The following is a 23,063-nucleotide window of genomic DNA, read 5'->3' as shown; positions in this document are numbered from 1 at the left end:
GCGCACGACCGTACCTGATCAGGGGGCCCGGAGCGCCGGCTCCGGGCCCCGCAAGGGGAAGGCTGAGCGATGAGAGTCCGTTGCACCATCCAGTTCCGCGCACCCCTGGGGTGGGTGCAACGCTCCTTGGGGGCGCTGCTCGCCGTTGCCGGCCTCCTCCTCGCCGTCCTGCCCACCGCGACCGCGAGCGCTGCGGACAACGGGAGTTGGGCCGTGTTCCCCACGCCGCCCGCAGGCACGGCGACGCCCGGGCCCGGCGACCGGCAGTACTTCTACCTCGAATCCGCCCCCGGCCGGACGCTCAGCGACCACGTCTCCGTCGTGAACCTCACCACCCAGCCCAAGTCCTTCCGGCTGTACGCGGCCGACGCGTACAACACCCCACGGGACGGCGGCTTCGCGCTCCGCACCGAGGGCCAGAGGATGACCGGCGTCGGCGCCTGGGCGAAGCTGAACGTCAACAGCCTCACCGTGCCGCCGCGGACCCGCGCGGACATCCCCTTCACCCTCACGATCCCCGCCACCGCCGAGCCCGGCGACCACCCCGGGGCGATCGTCGCGATCGAGACCGACGTGGAGGCAACCACCCAGAAGGGCGGGGTCGCCGTCGGGATCAAACGCGCAGTGGGCGCGCGCATCTATCTGCACGTCACGGGCCCGGCCGTGCCCGCGCTCAGCGTCGACGGCGTCTCGATCCAGCGCAGTGCCCCGCTCGTCCCCGGCTTCGGCGCGAGCCGGGGCACGCTGCACTACACCCTGACCAACCACGGCAACGTGACGCTGCACCCGAGCGTGGAGGTCAGCGAAACCGGCTGGTTCGGTTCTGTCTATCATCGGCCACCGACAGGCAGCGGGATCGAGCTGCTGCCCGGCCAGTCCGTGCAGCTCACGCTCGCCCTGCCCGCGCAGCCGCAGTTCGACGACGTGTCCGTGACCGTGAAGGCCTCCGACGGCGCCACCGCGGCGCAGGGACAGGGGGGCTACCTCGCCGTGCCCTGGCTGGTGGTCACCGTCGTCCTGCTGCTGCTCGCGGCTCTGGGGGGCTGGCTCTGGCTTCGGGTGAAGGGCCGGCGCACGCACCGCGCCGGACGGCGTCGCAACCGGGAGCCCGCGGAGGTCGCGGCGTGAGAGTCCACGGTCTGCGCGGCCTGTCGGCCGCGCTGCTGATCGTCCTGGCCGTGCTGGCCGTGTCCGTCGCGCTGCCCGCCGCACAGGCGCGAGCCGCGAGCGGGCCGATCGTCGTGCCGCTGCCCGCCGCCGCCAGGCCCGGAACGACCACCACGGTCGGCGGCTCGGGCTGGCCCGCCTCCACGCTGCTCACCGTGCTGATCTGCGGCCAGAACGCCGTCGCGGGGACGGACGACTGCGCGAACGACGCCGGCCGCGCCGTCACCACCGACGCCCAGGGCCGGTTCACGCAGCAGCTGAACGTGGAGAACCCGCCGGAGCCCTGCCCGTGCGTCGTCCACGTCACCACCGTGCTCGGGGGCACCCAGAGCGCCGACGCCCCTTTCGACGTCATCGGCGCGCCGGTGAAGCCGATCCCGCCGAACGCCGCGGGGAGCGGGCAACTGCACGTGCTGAGTGCGAGCCTGACCGGTGAGAGCAACCCGCTCAACTGGTGGGGCGCACCGCCCTCGCGGACCCTGCGGGTGATCGTCACCGATCTGGGCGCCGCACCCGTCGCCAACCCCGAGTTCCAGCTGGGCACCTGGCACTCCGTGCTGGCGCCCGAGTGGAGCGCCGCGCCCTGGCAGGGTGTGATCCAGCCCGGCCAGAAGGTGGAGATCGACCTGCCGGTCGAGTTCGGTTCCGGGGCCAGCGGGACCTGGTTCGCGGCACTGCGCTACCAGGGTCGTGACGTGGCGAGCGCCCACGAGAAGCTGCCGGTGGCCTGGGGTGTCTACCTCTTCTGGATCCTGCTCGGCGTGGTCGTCGCGGTGGGCCTCTACCGGATCGGGATGGCGGTGCTGGACCGGGTCCGTCCGGACGTCGTCGAACGTCACCGGGAACGGCGCCGCTCGCGCCTGGGCCGCCATCGGGTGCCCCGGGCAACCGGGGGGCCGCAGGCCGTCTGGCCCGAGGCACCGACGCAGCAGCTGCCGCCGGTCCCGCCGCTCCCCGCCTACGCACCGACCCTGCCTCCCGCCACCGAGCCGCCCGCCACCCCGCCGCCGAACCCGCCGACTCCGCCGGTCGTGCCGGCCGCGTCGGCGGCCGACCTGCCGTGGTTCGCGCCCGGCACGGTGACCGTGACCGCACCACCCCAGGCCGCACCCCTGGACCGACCACCCCAAGCGGAAAGGCCTACTGACACGTGAACAGCATCCGGCTGGCCGGGGGCATGCTGACGGCCCTGCTCGCCGCCTCACTCCTCGCGGTCGCGGCGCCCAGCGCCTCGGCCGCCCAGTCCAGTTTCGCGACCACCTGCAACCCGCCCGTCGGCGGTGCCGTCCACGGCACCACGGTGGTCGACGTCACCAGCGGTGACGCGAGCCCCAAGGTCGGCGACACGGTCACGCTGACCTGGAAGTTCGTCCAGGCCGCCTCGCAGAACCCCGGCTACGTCGACCTGCAGCCCAACACCGTGCAGCCGACCGGCCACGTCTCCGTCGGCGGCGCGCAGACGGGGACCGTGGCGATGACGGGACCGCGCCAGAACCCGCTCATCCCGAAGAACTCGCCGATGGTGCTCTCGGACATGACCGGGACGGTGAAGCTGACGGCGGCCGGGGACGTGACGATCACCCCGGCCGACTACAACATCAACGTCAGCACCTTCAACGCGGACACCCCGTGCAAGCCCGACGCGACCGCGCCGGTCGCCCTCACCCTGCATGTCGCCGCCGCTGGCGGGACCACGGGCGGAACGACCTCGGGCGGCACCACGAGCGGCGGGACGACCGGCGGGACCACCTCGGGCGGCACGACCGGCGGAACAACCGGCGGGACCACCACCGGCGGGACCACGACGGGCGGAACCACCACCACAGGCGGCGGCACCACGACCACCGGCGGCGCTTCCGGCGGTGGGACGACCGGAGGCGGCGTGCGGGAGCGGGAGCTTCCCCGGCACGGGTGTTCAGGTCAACTACAACTGCCAGACCCCGATCGGCGCCAAGTCGGCCAGCCCCACGATCACCATCAGCGCCAAGGAGTCCGGCGGCCGCTACACCCTCACCGAGTCCTTCGCCTCGGGTGTCTCCTCCTCGCCCGTCGACCTGAGCGCCGGGTCGATGGTGCCGAGCACGACCGTCACCGTCTCCGGCGCGGACAACACCCAGCTGACCCTGACCGGACCGGCCAACAGCGCCACGATCCCGGCGAACACGCCGATCAAGCCGAGCGACATGTCCGGCGCCTACGTCCCCGGGCACACCGGCCAGGTGAAGTTCGCCCCGAACGTGCTGACCATCAAGGCACTCGGCACGACCACCACCTGCACACCCTCCAACAAGCCCGCCGCCTCGCTGACCCTGCAGGTCACCGCGGGCAGCGGGACCGGTGGCGTCACCGGCTCCGGCACCACCGGCACCACCGGCGCCTCGGGCGACAGCACTTCCGGCAGTACCTCGGGCGGGCTCGCCGAAACGGGCGGCAACGACGCCTCGTTCCGGGCGCTCGGCCTGATCGGCGGCACCGTGCTGCTGCTGGGCGCGGCGGTCTTCGTGGTCACCCCGTGGCGTCGCCTGCGCAAGGGCCGCTGACGACGGAGAGACGACGGCGCACAAAGGAGAAGGGGCGCCCCGCGAAAGCGGAGCGCCCCTTCTTGGCGTGTCAGCGCGACGTCAGTGCACGTCGCCCATCAGCGCGCGGACCTTGCGGCGGTACATCACCATCGCCACACCGGCCAGCAGCGCGGCCGCGCCCTGGATGGCGAACGAGGTGGTGCTCAGGAACGCGTCGCCCATGACCTGCTGGAGCACGGCGGCGACGCAGTCGCCCGCGGTGACAGCGAGGAACCAGATGCCCATCATCTGGCTGGCGTACTTCTTCGGCGCCAGCTTGGTGGTGACGGACAGGCCCACGGGGGAGAGCGTCAGCTCGCCGACGGTCTGGACCAGGTACACCAGGGCCAGCCACAGCGGGGTGACCAGGTGACCGCCGGAGGCCGCGGCCATCGCCAGCATCATGACGCCGAACGAGAGGCCGATCAGGGCCAGGCCGATGCCGAACTTCACGGCCGTGCTGGGGTTCTTGTCGCGGCGGTGCAGCCACACCCAGAGCCAGGCCATGACCGGGGCCAGCGCCATGATGTAGAGCGGGTTCAGCGACTGGAACCAGGTGCTCGGGAAGTTGAAGCCGAACAGCTTGCTCGACGTGTTGTCGTTCGCGAACAGGCTCAGCGTCGAACCGGACTGGTCGTAGATCATCCAGAACACGGCGGCGGCCACGAAGAACCAGATGTAGCCGGTGAGCTTGCCGCGCTCGTCCGTGGACAGGTCCTTGTCCTTGCGGATGCGGGCGAACACGATGATCGGGATGATCAGGCCGACGGCGGTCAGGGTCCAGATGACCCAGCCCATCGTGAAGTGGCCGGACAGCGCGACGGCGCCGAAGAAGACCACGGCCAGGGCCAGCCAGAACAGCGCCTTGCGGATCATCGACGTGCGCTCGGCGCGCGGCATCGGCGAGGTGACGACGCTGGACTGCGGGCTGAGGTTGCGGCCGCCGAAGATGTAGTTGGTCAGACCCAGGGCCATGCCGACGCCGGCGAGGGCGAAGCCGATGTGCCAGTTCACGCTCTGGCCCACGGTGCCGATCACCAGCGGCGCGGCGAACGCGCCCAGGTTGATCCCCATGTAGAAGATCGTGAAGCCGCCGTCCCGGCGCGGGTCGTTCTTGTCCGGGTACAGGTGGCCGACCATCGTCGAGATGTTGGCCTTGAGCAGACCGGAGCCGACGGCGATGAAGCCGAGGCCCACGAAGAACGAGGCTGCCGCGGGGACCGCGAGCAGGAAGTGGCCGATCATGATGATCACGCCACCGATGAGCACGGTCTTACGCGCGCCCCAGAAACGGTCGGAGATCCAGCCGCCGGGCAGGGCCAGCAGGTAGACCATGGCGTTGTACACGCTGTAGATCGCGGCACCGGTTGCGGCGCCGAGGCCGAGCCCGCCCTTGTCGGCGGGGGCGACCAGGTAGAGGACCAGCAGCGCGCGCATGCCGTAGAAGCTGAAGCGCTCCCACATCTCGGTCATGAAGAGCGTGGACAGGCCACGCGGGTGACCGAAGAACGTCTTCCTGGGGGAGCCGTTGGCGGTAACGGTGGTGACCGCTTCCGCAGCGACCTCGACAGGTATCGGCGTCATGGGCAAGTTCCTTGCAGGTTCTTACAGGGGTTGCCCAACTGTAGGGCAGCGTTTGGCTGCTTTTGACCGTTCAGGTGGTGAATTGATCTCTGTCGCCGGATTCAGTTCCGCATAATTGCGGTCACGAGCGCCCCGATGACCTTCGAATCTTCGGCGTACGTGACATTATCCATGCAGATCATCCGGTGACGGGATGTGAGCTGGTTCTCAGTTCACCTCGCCGAGGTAGCCGTGGATCTTCCGGCGGTTGAGCAGGATCGCCACCCCGGCCAGCACGGCCAGGGCGACCTCCGCCGCCACGTAGCCACGGCTGTTGAGGTCCGCGCCCGCCGTGGTGGCGAGTGAGGTGGCGCAGTCGCCCGCCGTGACCGCGAGGAACCAGACGCCCATCATCTGGCTGCCGTACTTCTCCGGGGCCAGCTTGGTGGTCACCGACAGGCCGACGGGGGAGAGGCACAGCTCGCCGACGGTCTGGATCAGGTAGACCGCGCACAGCCACAGCGGGGTCACCTTCGCGCCGCCCGAGGCCGCCGCGAGCGCGCCCAGGAAGACCGCGAAGGAGAGGCCGACCAGGATCAGGCCGATCGAGAACTTGGTCGCCGTCTGGGGCTCGCGGCCCCTGGCCGCCAGCCACTGCCACAGCCAGGCGAAGACCGGGCCGAGCGCCATGATGTAGAGGGGGTTCAGCGACTGGAACCAGCTGGACGGGAAGTGCACCCCGAACAGGCTGCTCGCGGTGGAGTCCTCGGCGAAGAGGTTGAGCGTCGAGCCGCCCTGGTCGTAGATCATCCAGAAGATCGCCGCCGCGACGAAGAACCAGATGTAGCCCGTCATCTTCTGGTTCTCGATTGGCGAGAGGTCCCGGTCGTGCTTGATCCGGAACAGCATCCAGGCCGGGATCACCAGCCCGATGATCGTCAGCGGGATCGTCGCCCAGTTCAGCGTGAAGTTGCCGGTGCCGATGACGATCCCGTAGAAGACCGCGGCGACTGCCAGCCAGAACAGCCCCTTGCGCAGCACGCTGCGCCGTTCCGCCGCGCCGAGCGGGGTCGGGACGACGCTGCTGTGCGGGCTCAGCGTCCGCATCCCGAAGAGGTAGATCACCAGCCCGATCGCCATGCCGACGCCGGCCAGGGCGAAGCCGAGATGCCAGTTGACCTTCTGGCCGACCGTGCCGATCACCAGCGGCGCCGCGAAGGCGCCGATGTTGATGCCCATGTAGAAGACCGTGAAGCCGCCGTCCCGGCGCGGGTCGGTGGGCCCGTCGTAGAGCTGGCCGACCATCGTCGAGATGTTGGCCTTGAGCAGGCCGGACCCGAGGGCGATGAAGACCAGCCCGGCGAAGAACGACCCGGTTGCGGGCAGGGCGAGCAGGAAGTGCCCGACCATGATCACGCCACCGGCCACCGCGACCGTCTTGCGCGGCCCCCAGATCCGGTCCGCCACCCAGCCGCCGGGCAGCGTCAGCAGGTAGACCATCGACACGTAGACGCTGTAGATCGCGGTCGCCGCGCTCGCGGAGAAGGCGAGGCCGCCCTCGTCGTGCGGGGCCGTCAGGTACAGGACGAGCAGGGCGCGCATCCCGTAGTAGCTGAACCGCTCCCACATCTCCGTGGTGAACAGCGTCGCCAGGCCCCACGGGTGGCCGAAGAAGGTGCGGTGGTGCTGCTCCGGGCTGATGCCCTGCCCCCGCGCCACGTCCTGCGCCATCAGCTGCTCCGATGTGTTTTGCGGCTTTCGCGACTTTTGCTGAGGTTAAGCGAGACGATCACGATCTCCGCTGAGGAGCGCCCTGCTGTGCTCCGTTCGACGGAAGCCGGGGCGTGGGCCTTGGGCGCACTACGATCGACACATGACGCGTGTACTGCTGGCCGAGGACGACATCGCCATCTCCGAGCCGCTCGCCCGCGCCCTGCGACGCGAGGGCTACGAGGTGATCGTCCGCGAGGACGGGCCGACGGCGCTGGAGACCGCCGGCAGCGGTGGCGGCGTCGACCTGCTCGTGCTCGACCTCGGCCTGCCCGGCATGGACGGCCTCGAGGTCGCCCGCCGTCTGCGCGCCGACGGCCACGGCTTCCCGGTGCTCGTGCTCACCGCCCGCGCCGACGAGGTGGACACCGTCGTCGGCCTCGACGCGGGCGCGGACGACTACGTCACCAAGCCCTTCCGCCTCGCCGAGCTGCTGGCCCGCGTCCGGGCGCTGCTGCGTCGCGGCACCGGCGACCTCACCACCGGCGCGCACGGCGTCAAGATCGACGTCGAGTCCCACCGCGCCTGGCTCGGCGACGACGAGATGCAGCTCTCCGCCAAGGAGTTCGAGTTGCTGCGGGTCCTGGTCCGCGACGCGGGCCGGGTGGTCACCCGCGAGCAGATCATGCGCGAGGTCTGGGACACCACCTGGTGGACCTCCACCAAGACCCTCGACATGCACATCTCCTGGCTCCGCAAGAAGCTCGGCGACGACGCGGCCAGCCCCCGCTACATCACCACGGTGCGCGGCGTGGGCTTCCGCTTCGAAAAGGGCTAGGCGGGTCGGTCGTAGGTGAAACGCAGGCTGCTCAACTCCACCCTGGCGGTGGTGCTGGTGACCGTCGCCCTGTTCAGCGTGCCGCTGGCCCTGGTGGAGAAACGCAGCATCGAGGGCTCCGCGTCCGACGCGGTCAAGACCGAGGCGCTGCACATGGTCGGCGTCATCGAGAACCGCTACGCCGCGAACGAGCCGATCGACGGGGCCGCCCTGGTCGGCCTGAACGACTCCGGCTCCGGCCGCTACGCCGTCGTCCACATCCCCGGCACCGCCGCGCCGATCGTCATCGGCGCTCCGCCCTCGGGGGCTGACCCGGTCACCGCGACGGAGACCGGCCCGCACGGCGAGACCATCGTGGTCCAGGAGTCACGCGGGCCCGTCGACAACTCCATCCTGCGGATGCTGCTGCTGCTCGTCGGCGTCGCCGCGCTGACCGTCGCCGCGGCGATGGCCCTGGCCAGCTGGCAGGCCAAGCGCATCACCCGCCCGCTGATCGAGCTCGCCGAGACCGCCGAGCGCCTCGGCTCCGGCGACCCCCGTCCGCGCCAGCGCCGCTACGGCATGGCCGAGCTCGACCGCGTCGCCGAGGTGCTCGACCAGAGCGCGGATCGGATCGGCCGCATGCTCACCGCCGAGCGCCGGCTCGCCGCCGACGCCTCCCACCAGCTGCGCACCCCGCTGACCGCACTGTCGATGCGGCTGGAGGAGATCGTCGAGACGGACGACCTGGACACCGTCAAGGAGGAGGCCGCGATCGCCCTCGGCCAGGTGGAACGCCTGACCGACGTGGTGCAGCGCCTGCTCACCAACAGCAGGGAGTCGCGCAACACGGCGGCGGTCGCGTTCGACGTGGACGAGGTCATCAAGCAGCAGGCGGAGGAGTGGCGCCCCGCCCTGCGCCGGTACGGCCGCAAGCTCTACGTCGAGGGCCCGCCCGGCCTGTGGGCGGTCGGCACGCCGGGCGCGGTCGCGCAGGTGATCGCGGCCCTGATCGAGAACTCGCTGATGCACGGGGACGGCAACGTCACCATCCGCACCCGTGTCCGGGACACCCGCGTCGTCATCGAGGTCCAGGACGAGGGCGCGGGCGTTCCCGACGAACTCGGCGCCCGGGTCTTCGAACGCGCGGTCAGCGGCCACAACAGCACGGGCATCGGCCTGGCCGTCGCCCGCGACCTCGCCGAGGCCGACGGCGGCCGTCTCGAGCTGCTCTCACAGCGGCCGCCGGTCTTCGCCCTCTTCATGGCCAGGCAGACCTGACACGGGAAGCCAGGCAGACGTGAGACGGGAAGGGGCGCGGGGCTCGACCGAGCCCCGCGCCCCTTCCCGTGCTCATGACCTCAGCGGCGGTGGGTGACCGACGCGCTGCGCTTGACGTGCTCCGCGGCCAGGATCTGCTCGGCCGCGTCCAGGGCCTCCTCCGCCTGCGGGACGACGCGGAAGACCCACGTGCGGTAGGCCCAGAAGCGGAACACCGTGGCGACGCCGATGCCGATGACGCTGCAGACCAGGCTCTCCAGCTTGGTGTGGAAGTCCAGCCCGTAGGTCAGCACGTAGAGCACGCCGTTCTGGATCACCAGGCCGATCGCGCTGAAGACCAGGAACAGCGAGATCTCGCGCGAGCGCGTCTTCTTGTCCGCGTCCCGGTAGACCCAGTAGCGGTAGCCGACGTAGTTGGTGGCGATCGCGATCAGCGTGGCGACGATGTTGGCGCGGACCGTCTGCATGAAGTCCAGCAGGATGCCGAAGCTGATCAGCTGGATGACGACGCCGGATATCCCGACGATGCCGAACTTGGCCACCTCGTTCGCAATGCGGCGCAGAGCACTCGGCGTACGTCCGCCGGTGAGGGGGGAAGCGGTCATGACAGCAGGATCCGTCTCTACTCGGCTACTGGGCGCGGACTCGTGATGCCGCGCTCGACGCGCAGGTGCGTGTGCCGTACACGACGATAGTCGGCTCGCCGGTGTGACAAATACTTCTCCTGTTAAATCCTCACGGAACTCTGGCCCTCGTGCACCTTCACAGCCCTGCCCGCGACCTGCGCGGATCCGACCGTTCCGGTGCCCGATATCCTTGCCGTGTGACTTTTCCGGTAGTGGGCATGATCGGTGGCGGGCAGCTGGCCCGGATGGCGCACGATGCGGCGATCCCGCTGGGGGTGCGGTTCAGGCTGCTCGCGGACACACCGCAGGACTCGGCCGCGCTCGCGGTGAACGACGTCGTCCTCGGCGACTACCGCGACCTGGAGACCCTGCGTCGCTTCGCCGCCGGTTGCGACGTGATCACTTTCGATCACGAACACGTGCCCACCGAGCATCTGCGTACCCTCCTCGCCGAGGGCGTGAACGTCCGGCCTGGGCCGGACGCGCTGGTGTTCGCACAGGACAAGGGCCTGATGCGGGCCAAGCTGGACAGCCTCGGCGTGCCCTGTCCCCGGCACCGCCTGGTCGCCGACCCGGCCGACGTGACCCAGTTCGCCCAAGAGGGTGACGGCTATCCGGTCGTGCTGAAGACCACCCGTGGGGGGTACGACGGCAAGGGCGTCTGGGTGGTCAAGGACGAGGCCGAGGCCGCCGAGCCGTTCCGGGCCGGGGTCCCGGTGCTCGCGGAGGAGAAGGTCGACTTCGTGCGCGAGCTCGCCGCCGACGTCGTGCGCTCCCCGCACGGGCAGGCCGTGGCCTACCCGGTCGTCGAGTCCGTGCAGAAGGACGGCATCTGCCACGAGGTCGTCGCCCCCGCGCCGAACCTGTCGGCGCACCTCGCCGCCGAGGCACAGGCGCTCGCGCTGCGCATCGCGGGCGAGCTGGACATCACCGGTCACCTTGCGGTGGAGCTGTTCGAGACCCGCGACGGCCGCGTGCTCGTCAACGAGCTCGCGATGCGTCCGCACAACTCCGGACACTGGAGCATCGACGGCGCAGTCACCTCGCAGTTCGAGAACCACATCCGCGCCGTGCTGGACCTGCCGCTCGGCGACCCGCGTCCGCGCCAGCCGTGGACGGTCATGGTGAACGTGCTCGGCGGCGACTACCCGGACATGTACAGCGCGTACCTGCACTGCCTGGCGCGCGACCCCGGCCTGCGCATCCACATGTACGGCAAGGACGTGAAGCCCGGCCGTAAGGTGGGCCACGTCACAGTGTTCGGCGACGACCTGGAGGACGTGCGCGAGCGCGCCCGCCACGCCGCCGCGTACCTTCGAGGGGACATCACAGAATGAGCGAGCAGCCGCTCGTCGGCATCGTCATGGGCTCGGACTCCGACTGGCCCGTCATGGAGGCCGCCGCCCAGGCGCTGGAGGAGTTCGAGATCCCCTTCGAGGTGGACGTCGTCTCCGCGCACCGGATGCCCCGCGAGATGATCTCCTACGGTGAGGCCGCGGCCGGCCGGGGCCTGAAGGCGATCATCGCGGGCGCGGGCGGTGCCGCCCACCTGCCGGGCATGCTCGCCTCGGTCACCACGCTGCCGGTCATCGGCGTCCCGGTGCCGCTGAAGTACCTGGACGGCATGGACTCGCTCCTGTCGATCGTGCAGATGCCGGCCGGTGTGCCCGTCGCCACGGTCTCCGTCGGCGGTGCCCGCAACGCCGGGCTGCTGGCGGTCCGGTTGCTGGCCGCGTTCGACCCGGACCTGGCGCAGCGCATGACCGAGTTCCAGCAGGAGCTGAACGAGCAGGCCTCCGAGAAGGGCCGCAAGCTGCGGTCCAAGGTCGGAAGCGCGAGCTTCGGCTTCGGGGGCTGAGTCCGGAGATGGCCGACGCCGAGCTGCTGGCCCGGGCGATGGACCTGCTCACCGAGCACCCCATCGTCGACGGGCACAACGACCTGCCCTGGAAGCTGCGCGAGCAGGTCCGCTACGACCTGAGCCGGCGTGATATCGCCGACGACCAGCGCAGCCACCTGCACACCGACCTCGCCCGGCTGCGCGCCGGCGGTGTCGGCGCGCAGTTCTGGTCCGTCTACGTGCCGTCCACTCCGTCGCGGGTCGAGGGCGGGGACGCGGTCACCGCCACGCTGGAGCAGGTGGACTTCGTCCACGCCCTGGTCGCACGCTATCCGGAGCAGCTGCGGCTCGCGCTGACCGCCGACGGGATGGAGGCGGCGCGGGCGGAGGGAAGGATCGCTTCGCTGATGGGCGCCGAGGGCGGCCACTCCATCAACAACTCCCTGGCGGCGCTGCGCGCGCTGTACGCGCTGGGCGTGCGGTACATGACGCTCACCCACAACGACAACAACGACTGGGCGGACTCCGCGACCGACGAGCCGAAGGCGGGCGGCCTCACCCGCTTCGGCGAGGAGGTCGTGCGGGAGATGAACCGCCTCGGCATGCTGGTCGACCTCTCGCACGTCTCCGCGGACACCATGAGGGCGGCGCTGCGGGTGACGGCCGCGCCGGTCGTCTTCTCGCACTCGTCGGCGCGGGCCGTGTGCGACCACGTCCGCAACATCCCCGACGACGTCCTGGCCGCGCTCCCCGCGAACGGGGGTGTGGCGATGGCGACGTTCGTCCCGAAGTTCATCCTCCCCGAGGCGGTCGCCTGGACCCGGCGTGCGGACGAGAACATGGTCGCCCACGGCTTCCACCCCCTCGACCTCTCACCCGACGGCCTCGCCGTCCAATCGGCGTTCGAGGCGGCGAACCCGCGCCCGCTCGCGACGGAGTCGACGGTGGCCGACCACCTCGACCACATGCGCGAGGTGGCCGGCGTCGACCACATCGGCCTCGGCGGCGACTACGACGGCACGGCGTTCACCCCGCAGGGCCTGGAGGACGTCGCCGGTTACCCGAACCTCGTCGCCGAGCTGATGCGACGCGGGTGGTCGCGGGACGACCTCGCCAAGCTCACCTGGGGCAACGCGGTCCGCGTGCTCCGCGACGCGGAGTCGGTGGCCCGAGGGATGGCGGAGGTGGCTCCGTCCATCGCGACGATCGACCAGCTGGACGGTTAGTTTTCGCTCCCGCAGGCAGCTGCACCCGCAAGGGGCGCGGGGAACTGCGCGAGCAACCACGTGGTGGATGGCCCCGCTCGTGCGGCGACTCACCACACAGGGTGGCTTGTCGCGCCGTTCCCCGCGCCCCTTGCGGGCCCTGCTGACATGCGGTCAAGTGGCCATCCCCGCCTCCCGGCATATGCCTTGGCAACGGTTAGCATTTGTCTGACATCGCCGTTGACAGGGGGAATCCGCATGGCGAACGACATCGACCTCCTCTTCGTAGGTGGTCCCGTCATCACGATGGACGCCGCGCGGACCAGGGCGACCGCCGTCGCCGTGAGTGGGCAACGGGTGCTGGCCGTCGGCCACGACGACCTGATGGAGCTGGCCGGACCGGAGACGGAGATCGTCGACCTGCGGGGCAAGGCGCTGCTGCCGGGGTTCCAGGACGCCCACGTGCACGCGGTGTACGGCGGCGTCGAGATGGGCGAGTGCGACCTGTCCGGGACCACCGACCTGGGGGAGTACCGCCGCCGCATCGCCGCCTACGCGGCCACGCATCCGGCGCAGCCGTGGATCACCGGGGCGGGGTGGGCCATGGAGGCGTTCAAGGGCGGGCAGCCGAGCCGCGCGCTGCTGGACGAGATCGTGCCGGACCGGCCCGTCCTCCTGCTCAACCGCGACCATCACGGGGCCTGGGCCAACACCCGCGCGCTGGAGCTCGCGGGCGTCACCGCGGACACCCCCGACCCGGCCGACGGCCGGGTCGAGCGCGAGGCGGACGGCACCCCGTCCGGCATGCTCCAGGAGGGCGCGACCAACCTGGTCGCCCGCGTCGTGCCGAAGGGCACCGTCGAGGACCGGGTCAAGGGGCTGCTGCGCGCACAGGAGCACCTGCACTCGCTCGGGATCACCGGTTGGCAGGACGCGATCCTCGGCGTCTTCAACGGGCAGCCGGACGTCTCCGACGCCTACCTCGCCGCGGCCGGCGACGGGCGGCTGACGGCGCGGGTGAACGGTGCGCTGTGGTGGGACCGCGAGCGCGGCGCCGAACAGATTCCCGAACTGGTCGCGCGCCGGGACAAGCTGACGGCAGGTCGGTTCCGGGCCGGGTCAGTGAAGATCATGCAGGACGGCATCGCCGAGAACTGGACCGCGGCGATGACCGTCCCCTACAAGGACGCCTGCGGCTGCACGACCGCCAACAGCGGCCTCAGCTTCGTCGACCCCGAGGCACTGAAGTCGCACGTGACCGAGCTGGACGCGCTCGGCTTCCAGGTGCACTTCCACGCGCTCGGCGACCGCGCGGTGCGCGAGGCGCTGGACGCCGTGGAGGCGGCGGTCGCCGCCAACGGACGCCGCGACAACCGGCACCACCTCGCGCACCTGCAGGTCGTGCACCCGGACGACGTGCCGCGCTTCGCGCGCCTCGGCGCGGTCGCCAACCTGCAGCCGCTGTGGGCGGCGCACGAGCCGCAGATGGACGAGCTGTGCATCCCGTTCCTGGGCGGGGAGCTGGCGTCGTGGCAGTACCCGTTCGGCGACCTGCTGAACGCGGGGGCGACGCTGGCGGCGGGCAGCGACTGGCCGGTGTCCTCGCCGGATCCGTGGCTCGGCATCCATGTGGCTGTGAACCGGGTCAACCACGAGGACGACCGTGAAGTCTTCCTGCCGGCGCAGCGTCTGGATCTCACCACCGCCATCGCCGCGTACACGGCGGGCAGCGCGCATGTGAACCACCTCGACGACGCCGGTGTGATCCGCCCGGGCGCGCTGGCCGACCTCGTCGTCCTGGACCGCGACCCGTACGCGGGTCCGCAGGACGAGATCGGCGCGACCCGCGTCCTGCAGACCTTCGTCGGCGGCGAGCGGGTTCACGCCGCCGACTGAGGCGGGAGCGGGTCGGCGAGGGACGTCAGTCGTCCAGCAGCGGGATCTCGATGGCGGGGCAGCGGTTCATGACCATGTCCAGCCCAGCCGTCAGTGCGCGGTCGTAGGCTTCCTCGTCGACGACGCCGAGCTGGAACCAGACGGCCTTCGCGCCCACCGCCACGGCCTGGTCCGCAACGGCGCCGGCCAGCTCGCTGTTGACGAACACGTCCACCACGTCGACCGGGAACGGGATGTCGGCGAGGCTCCGGTAGCCCGGCTCGCCGTGCACCGTCTCGCCCTTGGGGTGCACCGGCACGATCCGCTTGCCGAAGAGCTGGAGCACGCGCGCGACGCCGTAGGCGGCGCGGTCCCGGTTCCCGGAGAGGCCGACGATCGCCCAGGTGTCTCCGGACTCGGTCAGGATCCGCCGTACCGTCTCGCTGTCGCCGTACATCCGTCGCTCCTGTCTCGCATCGCCGGTACTCCCTATCGCAAGAACGCGATGCGGGGGCGGCTCATTCCTACTCGCCCGGGCGGCCCAGGGCGCGGTAGGTCCAGCCCGCGGCGCGCCAGGTGTGCGGGTCGAGGACGTTGCGGCCGTCCAAGATGCGGCGCTCGGAGACGACCGCACCGAGCTCCGCCGGGTCGAGCTCGCGGAACTCCTGCCACTCGGTCAGGTGCAGCACGACGCGCGCGCCGGTCGAGGCCTCCAGTGCGCTGTCGGCGAAGGACAGGCCGGGGAAGAGCTTGCGGGCGTTGTCCATGGCCTTCGGGTCGTAGACGGTGACCTGTCCGCCCTGCAGCTGGATCTGGGCCGCGACGTTGAGCGCGGGGGAGTCGCGCACGTCGTCGGAGTTCGGCTTGAAGGCCGCGCCGAGCACCGCGATGCGGCGACCGAGGAAGCCGCCGCCGCACTGCTCGCGGGCGAGCTCGACCATCCGCGAGCGGCGGCGCATGTTGATCGAGTCGACCTCGCGCAGGAAGGTCAGCGCCTGGTCCGCGCCGAGCTCCCCGGCCCGGGCCATGAACGCGCGGATGTCCTTGGGCAGGCAGCCGCCGCCGAAGCCGAGCCCGGCATTGAGGAACCGGCCGCCGATGCGGTCGTCGTAGGCGAGCGCGGCGGAGAGCTGGACCACGTCCGCGCCGGATGCCTCGCAGACCTCGGCCATGGCGTTGATGAAGGAGATCTTGGTCGCCAGGAAGGAGTTCGCGGCGGTCTTCACCAGCTCGGCCGTCGGGTAGTCCGTCACCAGGAGCGGCACGCCCGCGTCGGTCAGCGGCGCGTAGAGCTCGCGCAGCACCGCCTCTCCGCGCCCGCCGGCGCGGACGCCGACGACGAGCCGGTCCGGGCGCAGGGTGTCCTGCACGGCGTAGCCCTCGCGCAGGAATTCAGGGTTCCACGCCAGCTCCACGCTGGAGGCGATCTCCTCGGGCGCGCCTGCCGCGAGGCGCTCGGCGAGGCGCGCAGCGCTGCCGACGGGGACTGTGGACTTGCCCACGACGAGCGCGCTCTTCCGCAGGTGCGGGGCGAGCAGGTCGAACGCGGACTCGACGTAGCTCATGTCGCAGGCGAACTCGCCCTTGCGCTGCGGCGTGTTGGTGCAGACGAAGTGCACGTCGCCGAAGGCGCCGACCTCGGCCCAGTCGGTGGTGAAGCGCAGCCGCCCGGACTCGACGTGCTTGGCCAGCAGCGGGTCGAGTCCCGGCTCGTACATCGGGACCCGGCCCTGGGAGAGCGTCGCGATCTTCTCCGGGTCGATGTCCAGGCCGAGCACCTCGTAGCCCAGCTCGGCCATGCAGGCGGCGTGAGTCGCACCCAGGTAGCCGGTCCCGATGACGGTGATTCTCATGTTGAGGGAGCCTACCCGCTGCGGTTGCCCGCGCCCCTCGGTCGGTGCGCCGCCGCCCGGTCAGTGCACCGCCGCCTCCCGTTCGCGGGGCCGCTCGCTCTCCGCCGCCACGTCGCTGCGGCGGCCCAGCTGGTTGAAGAAGACGTTCAGCGTGACGGCGACGAGGCAGCCCGCGCTGATGCCGCTGTTCATGATCGTCTGTACCAGCGACGGGAAGTGCGCGTAGAAGTTCGGGGCCGCGATCGGCAGCACGCCGAAGCCCAGGGCCACCGCGACGGTCAGCAGGTTGCCGCTCTCGTCGAGCCGTGCGGCGGTCAGCGTGCGGACGCCGCTGGCGGTGACCGTGCCGAAGAGGGCCAGGCCCGCGCCGCCGAGGACCGGCTGGGGGACGATGCTGACCACCGCGCCCGCGACGGGGAAGAGGCCGAGCAGGATCAGGATCACGCCGCTCGCCGCCACGACGTACCGGCTGCGCACCTTGGTGAGCGCGATCAGCCCGATGTTCTGGGCGAAGGCGGTGGCCGCGAAGCCGTTCAGGCAGGCGGCCAGGACGGTCGCCGCGCCGTCGGCGCGCAGGCCGCCTTCGATGGTGCGCTCGTCGGCGGGGCGGTCCACGATCTCGCCGAGGGCGAGCAGGTCGGCGGTGCTCTCGGTCATCGAGACCAGCATCACGATGAGCATCGAGATGATCGCGCCGACTTGGAAGGTCGGTGCGCCGAAGTGGAACGGCGAGGGCACCGAGAAGACCGGCACCCTGCCGAGCGCGCCGAAGTCGGTCTTGCCGAAGGGGATCGCCAGCAGCGTGCCGACGGCGAGGCCGAGCAGGATGCTGATGCTGCCGAGGAAGCCGCGCAGGAAGCGGTTGAGCAGCAGCACCACGGCCAGGGTCACGCCCGCCAGGGTGATGTTGGAGGCGGAGCCGAAGTCCGCGGCGGCGGGGTTGCCGCCCTGCGCCCAGCCGGCCGCGACCGGGAAGAGCGAGAGGCCGATCAGGGTGATGACCGTGCCGCTGACCACGGGCGGGAAGAAGCGGTTGAAGCGCGAGAACCAGGGTGCCGCCAGGAAGGCGGCGGCTCCGGCGATCAGCAGGGCGCCGTAGATGGCGGGCAGGGCCTGGCCGGGATGGGACTGCTTGACGATGGCGAGCATCGGGGCGACGCCGGCGAAGCTGATGCCGTTGACGAACGGCAGCCGGGAGCCGATCCGCCATACGCCCAGCGTCTGCAGCAGCGTGGCGAGGCCCGAGGTGAGCAGAGCGGCGCCGATCAGCAGCGTCAGCTCGCCGCCGGTGAGGCCGACCGCGGTGCCGATGATCAGCGGCGGGGCGACCACTCCGGCGTACATGGCGGCGATGTGCTGGAGACCGTAGGCGAGCAGTTTGGGCGGGGGCAGCAGTTCGTCGACGGGGTGGGGCGCGGGAGAGGCGGGCACTCGGGACCTCCAGGGGTGGGGCTGGGGCGAGGCGACTTTCTCTCGAAATTCCGCGATGTGGTATCCGCTTTTCGATTGAAGGAAAACGTAGGTCCACCCAAGGGGAGCGTCAACAGATTGTTGAGCTATCTGGAGGAATCTACAAGTCATCCGAAGAGGGTCCGCTCGACGTGCTGCGTGTCGGTGTACTCGCGAACCGAGACGATCCGCACGTCCCGCACGGTGAAGACGCCGAGACACTGGTTGTCGTAGATGTGGCCGTTCACGGTGACGCCCCTGGAGGTCCACTCCGCCACGACCTGCTCGCCGTCGGCGATCACGTTGGTCAGTGTGACCTCGGGGGTGCTGTCGGGTGCGAAGAGCACGCCCGCGCCGCCCAGGAAGTCGCCGACGATCGCGTCCCGGCCCCGCCAGACGCGGCTGAGCGGCAGGTCGCCCGGGTAGGTCCAGGTGGCGTCGTCGGCGAAGCTCGCCACGATGGCGTCCAGGTCGCCCTCGGCGACGGCGTTGACGTAGTCCACGACGACGGTGCGGGGGTCGATGGTGGTCATGGTGTGGTGTCTCCTTGGCAAGTGACGGGGGTCAGGACAGGGTCAGTACGGCGTTGCCGCGGACGCGGCGCTCGCGCAGGTCGGTCAGGACCCCGGCGGTCTCGCTCCAGTCGCGCACCAGGCCGATCTCCGGATGCAGCCGGTCCTGCGCGACCAGGCGGACCAGCGTGGCGAGGTCCTCGCCGTAGGGCCGGTCGAAGTCGGCGTAGCTGAAGTGACGGACGGTCGCCGAGACCGGGCCGCTCAGCAGGTCGAAGAAGCTGACGGTGGCGGGCTCGCGGCTGGCCTGGCCGAACCAGATCAGCTGCCCACGTGGTGTCAGCCGGGCCAGCGCCGTGGCCAGGTTCGCGCCTCCGGTGGACTCCAGCACCAGCTCGAACGGGCCCGCCGCGTCCTCGACGCGGCCGACCACGGTGGCGCCGAACTCGGCCAGCCGGGCGCCGCGTTCGATCGAGCGGCTGACCGCCGTGAGCTCCGCGCCAGCAGCGGCGGCCAGCTCCGTGACGTAGTGCCCGACACCGCCGGACGCGCCGGTCAGCAGCACCCGGCGTCCGGCGAGCGAGCCCGCGACGCGCAGCAGCCGCAGCGCGGTGAGCCCCGCCAGCGGCAGCGCCGCGGCCTGCACCGTCGAGACCCGGTCCGGCAGTTCGGCCACCGAGGCGGTCGGGACCGCGACGTACTCGGCCCAGCCGGACGCCGGCGGGTGGGCGACCACGCGCCGCCCCACGGCCGGTCCGCTGCCGTCGGCCGCCGCCTGGACGACCAGCCCGGCCACGTCCTTGCCCGGCCGCCAGCCCGGGGGCGGGCTCTCCAGCACGAAGGTCTCGCCCCGGTTGACCGAGTACGCGTCGACCTTCACCAGCACCTCGTCGGCGCGCGGATCGGGCTGCGGCACGTCGCCGAGCTCGACCGCACGGTCCGTCCGGCCCGTCGCCGTGAACGCCTTCATCGTCCTCAACTCCCTTGCGGAAGGCGGTTGCTCTGACGACGAACAGCTAAGCCGAGGGGGCCCGGGGGCGGCCAACAACCGGAAAGGGGCTGTGACAACCGACGGTTGTCGCCCAGGATGGAGGGGTGGACGATCTCGACCTCGCGCAGGTGCGCGCCTTCGTCGCGGCAGCCGAGCAGCTGCACTTCCGCCGTGCCGCCGAGGCGCTGTCGCTGACGCAGCAGGGGCTCTCCAAGCGAATCGCGCGGCTGGAGGAGGGGTTCGGCGTCAGGCTCTTCGACCGGGACCGCGGCGGCGTCGAACTCACCGCCGCCGGGGCCAGGTTCCTCACGCCCGCCCGCGCCGCGCTGGCCGCCGGATCGGCCGCCGTCGCCGCCGTCCGCGCGGACGGCCGTCCGCTGCGGCTGGACGTGTGGGGGCACCTCTTCGAGCCGCTGCGCACCGTGCGCGAGGCGGTCGCGGCGGCGGGGGATCAGGTGACCGTCGAGGTGGGCCAGGGACGGGACCTGCCGGGAGTCGCGGCCGCGCTGGCGCGCGGCGAGATCGGCGCGGGTTTCGGACGGTTCCATCCCGCCGCCGACGCCTCGGACGGCGCGCCCGAACGGGCGCTCGCCCACCGGCTCGTGCGGCTGGAGCCCGTCGACGCCGTGCTCCGGGCCGACCATCCGCTGGCCCGGGCCGGGCAGGTGCGGCCCGGGCAGGTGCGGCCCGGGCAACTGGCCGCGCTGCGCCTGGTCCTGCCTGCCGCGGCGGGCAGGCTCGACTTCCTGGCCCGCTTCGCCGAACAGTTCGGCGTCCCGGTGCTGGAGGGCGGCGCCAATCTCGGCCTCGACCATCTGCTGCGGCGCGTGCGCGCGACCGAGGACGGCTTCACCCTGCTGCCCTCCGAGCTGCCGCTCGAACCCGGATCCGAGCTGGCCGTCGTGCCGCTGGCCGACCCGACACCGCTCTACGCCTGGTCGCTGGTCTGGCACCAGCACCGGCCGGACCCGGGCGTGCCCGCGCTGCTGCGCGCCTTCGCCGAGACCGGCCGTCCGCGCCGCTGGCTGGAGTACCGACCCGGCCGCGACTGGCTCCCCGAGGCCGACCGTCGCGAGATGGTCCCCACCGACGGCGGCTGAACGCTCAGAGCTCGTGCGTCGCCGAACGCTCCACCCGCCGGTACTCCAGCAGGTTCAGCCCCGCCAGCAGCGCCGCCAGCACCCCGAGCGAGGCCAGCGCGGGCAGCGGGGCGCACAGCGCCATCGCCACGAGCACGGCGGCCGCCGCTCCCAGCCGGGTCCACGACATCTGCCGGAACATGCGCCACCGCGTGTAGCCGAACGCCGCCAGGAACAGCGCGCAGCCGCCGAAGAGAAGGCCGAGCGCGCCCGGGGGCAGCCGCGCGCCCGGATGCGTCGCCGCCGCGCCGACCCCGGCCGCGAAGGCGATCACGCCGCTGACGAAGGCCAGATGACCGTAGGACAGGACCTGGCGGACGATGTCGCCGGGCAGCCGCGAGGTCGTCATCGCGTGCCGCATCGCGTCGGCGGCGTAGCTGAAGTAGACCCACCACAGCCCGCAGGCGGCGACGAAGGCGATCGCGACCGACAGCACCTCGTCCGCGTGCAGGGTCCGCCCCGCGGCCACCGGGGCGCCGATGGAGACGATCGCCTCACCGAGGGCGATCAGCAGGAACAGCGCGAAGCGCTCCGGCAGGTGGGTCGGGTGGAACCGGACCGCCATCAGCCGGCGCCGCGCCACGGCCGGGGTGAGCAGGTCGAGCGCGGCGGCCAGCGCCCACAGCGCCAGGCGCGCGTCGCCGTGCGCGAATCCGCCGGCCAGCAGCAGCGGACCGGTGACCAACGCGCCGACGCCCATCGGTCCGACGACCACCCCGCGTCCCCACAGCACCTGCGCCAGCAGCAGCCAGCGCGCGACCAGGTAGGCCGCGCCGAAGAGCAGCCCCCGCGCGCCGTACGCCTGCGGCAGCGCGAGCGCGAGGAAGAGGCCGCACAGGGCGATGGAGAACAGCCCCACACGGCCTCGCGGGTTGTCGATGTCACGGGTGTTGGCCAGCACCGTGCTGCCGACCCAGCACCAGTAGACGGGGATCAGCACGATCAGCGCCCGGCCGGCCCCCGCGAGGTCGTGGTCCAGGTGCAGCAGCCCGGAGATCTGGGTGATGCACAGTACCCACACCAGATCGAAGAAGGCCTCCGCATAGCTGACCCGCTTCTCCCCCGGCTCCTCCCCGACGTCCTCGCCCCCCGCCAACTCCACCCCGTCGCTCATGCGGTCAGCGTAAGGGCCGCCCGTCAGTGGGTCGCGCCGCCGAGGTTGAGGGCGATGACACCGACGATGATCAGCGCGATCCCGACGACCTTCCACGCGTTCGCGCCCTCGCCGAGGAAGACGAAGCCGATCGCGGCCACGACGGCCGTGCCCACGCCCGACCAGATCGCGTACGCGCTGCTCACCGGGATCTGCTTCAGCGCCTGGCTGAGCAGCGCGAACGAGGCGACGTACCCGAGCACCACGACGGCGCTCGGGGCGAGGCGGGTGAAGCCGTGCGTGTACTTCAGCGAGACGGTCGCACAGATCTCCGAGGAGATGGCGAGGGCCAGGAAGAGGGCGGGCATGGCGGTCACGCTACCCGGGTCACGCGGCAGCGGAGTCGAGCAGGCCCTGCAGCAGGGACAGGTCGACGTCGAGCAGGCTGCGGACCACCGCGCGCCCCGGGGCGGGCGGGATCGGCGTCAGCGACGGCACCGCGACCACGGCCACGCCGGCCGCCTCGGCCGAGGCGACGCCGGTCGGGGTGTCCTCGACCGCCACGCAGTTGTCCGGCGAGGCGCCCAGCGCCTCCACGGCCGCGAGGTACGGGTCCGGGGCGGGCTTGGTCTGCGCGGTCTCCCCGGCCGCGAACGACGTCGCGAAGCGACGCCGCCCCAGCGCGTCCAGCACCAGGTCCACGACGTGACGCGGCGACGCGGAGACCAGCGCGGTGGCGATGCCGGCCTGCGCCAGCCCGTCCAGCAGCTCCAACGCCCCCGGCAGCGGCACGACCTGCTGCCCGACCAGCTCCACGAACCGCGCGTCGAGCGCGGTCGCGATCGATCCCTCGGAGCGGACGCCTTCGCAACGGCGGTACAGGTAGGCCGCGGTGTGCTCGACGGCCTGACCCAGGACGTCCGGAACGTCCTCCTCGCCCAGCGTCAGGCCCAGTCTCGCCGCCTCCTCCTCCGCCGTCTGCCACCACAGACCTTCGGTGTCGACGAGGGTGCCGTCCATGTCGAAGAGGACGGCCTGGAGGTTGGAGCGGGAGGGCACTTATCGGCCTTTCATCGAAGGGATGGGTTGCGGAGGGGTGTTCATGGAGTGTTCCGGGGCGCGCCGAGGTCGCAGCCCTTCAAGAGCGCAGCCCCCCGAGCCGCGCCCCTGAAGGGCTGCAAGCGAGTGTCAGCGCCGGGCGTCGACCAGGACGGGGCGCTCGGGCAGCGAGACGGTCACGCCGCTGCCGGCGGGCAGCGCGGCGGCGTCGTGGGTGGACAGGTCCGCCTTGAGCTGGGTGCCGTCGGGCAGCTGGACGGTGAGGCGGGTGCTGGCACCGAGGAAGGTGGTGCCGGTGACGACGGCGCCCTGGCCGCCGCCC

General features: G+C 71.6%; 23 protein-coding genes. 10 read left to right on the top strand and 13 right to left on the bottom strand.

What is annotated here, in order from left to right:
- The first annotated feature begins 114 nt into the window (after window positions 1-114).
- Window positions 115-1,128, top strand: a complete 1,014-nt coding sequence (locus TR49_RS32260; protein WP_236653619.1) for a DUF916 domain-containing protein — start codon at window positions 115-117, stop codon at window positions 1,126-1,128.
- Entirely contained in the window at window positions 1,125-2,321 is a 1,197-nt protein-coding gene (locus TR49_RS32255; protein WP_052434822.1) for a hypothetical protein, read from the top strand. The genes TR49_RS32260 and TR49_RS32255 overlap by 4 nt, the downstream gene beginning before the upstream one ends.
- Window positions 2,322-2,562: 241 nt before the next feature.
- Here TR49_RS32255 and TR49_RS46850 read toward each other — a convergent pair whose 3' ends face one another.
- Window positions 2,563-2,703 (bottom strand): hypothetical protein, encoded by a 141-nt coding sequence (locus tag TR49_RS46850; protein ID WP_160311669.1) that lies wholly within the window; start codon window positions 2,701-2,703, stop codon window positions 2,563-2,565.
- A gap of 326 nt (window positions 2,704-3,029) precedes the next feature.
- On the opposite strand from TR49_RS46850, the gene TR49_RS46845 reads away from it, so the two are divergent.
- Window positions 3,030-3,707, top strand: coding sequence for a hypothetical protein (locus TR49_RS46845; protein ID WP_042387908.1), 678 nt, complete (start codon window positions 3,030-3,032; stop codon window positions 3,705-3,707).
- 81 nt (window positions 3,708-3,788) lie between these two features.
- Here TR49_RS46845 and TR49_RS32230 read toward each other — a convergent pair whose 3' ends face one another.
- Both TR49_RS32230 and TR49_RS32225 read right to left on the bottom strand, forming a co-directional pair.
- Window positions 3,789-5,312, bottom strand: coding sequence for a peptide MFS transporter (locus tag TR49_RS32230; RefSeq protein ID WP_042387906.1), 1,524 nt, complete (start codon window positions 5,310-5,312; stop codon window positions 3,789-3,791).
- 207 nt (window positions 5,313-5,519) lie between these two features.
- A complete protein-coding gene (locus tag TR49_RS32225; protein ID WP_042387904.1) occupies window positions 5,520-7,022 on the bottom strand; it encodes a peptide MFS transporter in 1,503 nt (500 codons plus the stop codon).
- A gap of 142 nt (window positions 7,023-7,164) precedes the next feature.
- Here TR49_RS32225 and TR49_RS32220 point away from each other — a divergent pair, with 142 nt between their 5' ends.
- A complete protein-coding gene (locus tag TR49_RS32220; protein ID WP_042387902.1) occupies window positions 7,165-7,839 on the top strand; it encodes a response regulator transcription factor in 675 nt (224 codons plus the stop codon).
- Window positions 7,840-7,854: 15 nt separating this feature from the next.
- Complete coding sequence (locus tag TR49_RS32215) at window positions 7,855-9,099, top strand: sensor histidine kinase (protein WP_042387900.1); 1,245 nt, start codon at window positions 7,855-7,857, stop codon at window positions 9,097-9,099.
- Between the two features lie 80 nt (window positions 9,100-9,179).
- Here TR49_RS32215 and TR49_RS32210 read toward each other — a convergent pair whose 3' ends face one another.
- The gene (locus TR49_RS32210) at window positions 9,180-9,704 is read right to left on the bottom strand and encodes a GtrA family protein (RefSeq protein ID WP_042387898.1); all 525 of its coding nucleotides are present in this window, start codon (window positions 9,702-9,704) and stop codon (window positions 9,180-9,182) included.
- Between the two features lie 218 nt (window positions 9,705-9,922).
- Here TR49_RS32210 and TR49_RS32205 point away from each other — a divergent pair, with 218 nt between their 5' ends.
- The 4 genes from TR49_RS32205 to TR49_RS32190 all read left to right on the top strand — a co-directional run bounded on the left by TR49_RS32205 (window position 9,923) and on the right by TR49_RS32190 (window position 14,666).
- The gene (locus TR49_RS32205; RefSeq protein WP_084725653.1) at window positions 9,923-11,062 is read left to right on the top strand and encodes a 5-(carboxyamino)imidazole ribonucleotide synthase; all 1,140 of its coding nucleotides are present in this window, start codon (window positions 9,923-9,925) and stop codon (window positions 11,060-11,062) included.
- Window positions 11,059-11,583 (top strand): 5-(carboxyamino)imidazole ribonucleotide mutase, encoded by a 525-nt coding sequence (gene purE, locus TR49_RS32200; RefSeq protein WP_042387894.1) that lies wholly within the window; start codon window positions 11,059-11,061, stop codon window positions 11,581-11,583. Before TR49_RS32205 ends, purE begins: the two co-directional genes overlap by 4 nt.
- Window positions 11,584-11,591: 8 nt before the next feature.
- A complete protein-coding gene (locus TR49_RS32195) occupies window positions 11,592-12,791 on the top strand; it encodes a dipeptidase (protein WP_042387891.1) in 1,200 nt (399 codons plus the stop codon).
- A 237-nt stretch (window positions 12,792-13,028) separates the two neighbouring features.
- A complete protein-coding gene (locus tag TR49_RS32190) occupies window positions 13,029-14,666 on the top strand; it encodes an amidohydrolase (protein ID WP_042387889.1) in 1,638 nt (545 codons plus the stop codon).
- A gap of 25 nt (window positions 14,667-14,691) precedes the next feature.
- On the opposite strand, the gene TR49_RS32185 is transcribed toward TR49_RS32190, so the two are convergent.
- The 5 genes from TR49_RS32185 to TR49_RS32165 all read right to left on the bottom strand — a co-directional run bounded on the left by TR49_RS32185 (window position 14,692) and on the right by TR49_RS32165 (window position 19,429).
- Window positions 14,692-15,102 carry a CoA-binding protein gene (locus TR49_RS32185; protein WP_042387887.1) on the bottom strand — a complete coding sequence of 137 codons (411 nt, stop codon included), beginning with the start codon at window positions 15,100-15,102 and terminating at the stop codon, window positions 14,692-14,694.
- A 67-nt stretch (window positions 15,103-15,169) separates the two neighbouring features.
- Complete coding sequence (locus tag TR49_RS32180; protein ID WP_042387886.1) at window positions 15,170-16,498, bottom strand: UDP-glucose dehydrogenase family protein; 1,329 nt, start codon at window positions 16,496-16,498, stop codon at window positions 15,170-15,172.
- Window positions 16,499-16,558: 60 nt separating this feature from the next.
- Entirely contained in the window at window positions 16,559-17,929 is a 1,371-nt protein-coding gene (locus TR49_RS32175; RefSeq protein WP_042387884.1) for a nucleobase:cation symporter-2 family protein, read from the bottom strand.
- A gap of 146 nt (window positions 17,930-18,075) precedes the next feature.
- On the bottom strand, window positions 18,076-18,480 hold the full coding sequence (locus TR49_RS32170; RefSeq protein ID WP_042387881.1) for a nuclear transport factor 2 family protein: 405 nt from the start codon (window positions 18,478-18,480) through the stop codon (window positions 18,076-18,078).
- Window positions 18,481-18,511: 31 nt separating this feature from the next.
- The gene (locus TR49_RS32165; protein WP_042387879.1) at window positions 18,512-19,429 is read right to left on the bottom strand and encodes a zinc-binding dehydrogenase; all 918 of its coding nucleotides are present in this window, start codon (window positions 19,427-19,429) and stop codon (window positions 18,512-18,514) included.
- Window positions 19,430-19,554: 125 nt separating this feature from the next.
- Between TR49_RS32165 and TR49_RS32160 the strand changes: the two genes are divergently transcribed.
- The gene (locus TR49_RS32160; protein ID WP_042387877.1) at window positions 19,555-20,550 is read left to right on the top strand and encodes a LysR family transcriptional regulator; all 996 of its coding nucleotides are present in this window, start codon (window positions 19,555-19,557) and stop codon (window positions 20,548-20,550) included.
- 4 nt (window positions 20,551-20,554) lie between these two features.
- Here TR49_RS32160 and TR49_RS32155 read toward each other — a convergent pair whose 3' ends face one another.
- The 4 genes from TR49_RS32155 to TR49_RS45935 all read right to left on the bottom strand — a co-directional run.
- On the bottom strand, window positions 20,555-21,703 hold the full coding sequence (locus tag TR49_RS32155; RefSeq protein ID WP_042387875.1) for a low temperature requirement protein A: 1,149 nt from the start codon (window positions 21,701-21,703) through the stop codon (window positions 20,555-20,557).
- A gap of 23 nt (window positions 21,704-21,726) precedes the next feature.
- The gene (locus TR49_RS32150) at window positions 21,727-22,050 is read right to left on the bottom strand and encodes a DMT family transporter (RefSeq protein ID WP_042387873.1); all 324 of its coding nucleotides are present in this window, start codon (window positions 22,048-22,050) and stop codon (window positions 21,727-21,729) included.
- 19 nt (window positions 22,051-22,069) lie between these two features.
- Complete coding sequence (locus TR49_RS32145; RefSeq protein ID WP_236653618.1) at window positions 22,070-22,741, bottom strand: HAD family hydrolase; 672 nt, start codon at window positions 22,739-22,741, stop codon at window positions 22,070-22,072.
- A 129-nt stretch (window positions 22,742-22,870) separates the two neighbouring features.
- Window positions 22,871-23,063 (bottom strand): TOBE domain-containing protein (locus TR49_RS45935; RefSeq protein WP_236653617.1); only part of this gene is annotated, 193 nt, incomplete at its 5' end.

The sequence above is a fragment of the Streptacidiphilus melanogenes genome, assembly GCF_000787835.1.
In the GTDB taxonomy this organism is placed as follows: domain Bacteria; phylum Actinomycetota; class Actinomycetes; order Streptomycetales; family Streptomycetaceae; genus Streptacidiphilus; species Streptacidiphilus melanogenes.
The sequence above is the reverse complement of the archived record's forward strand: the minus strand, read 5'-3'. Positions and strand labels throughout refer to the sequence as shown.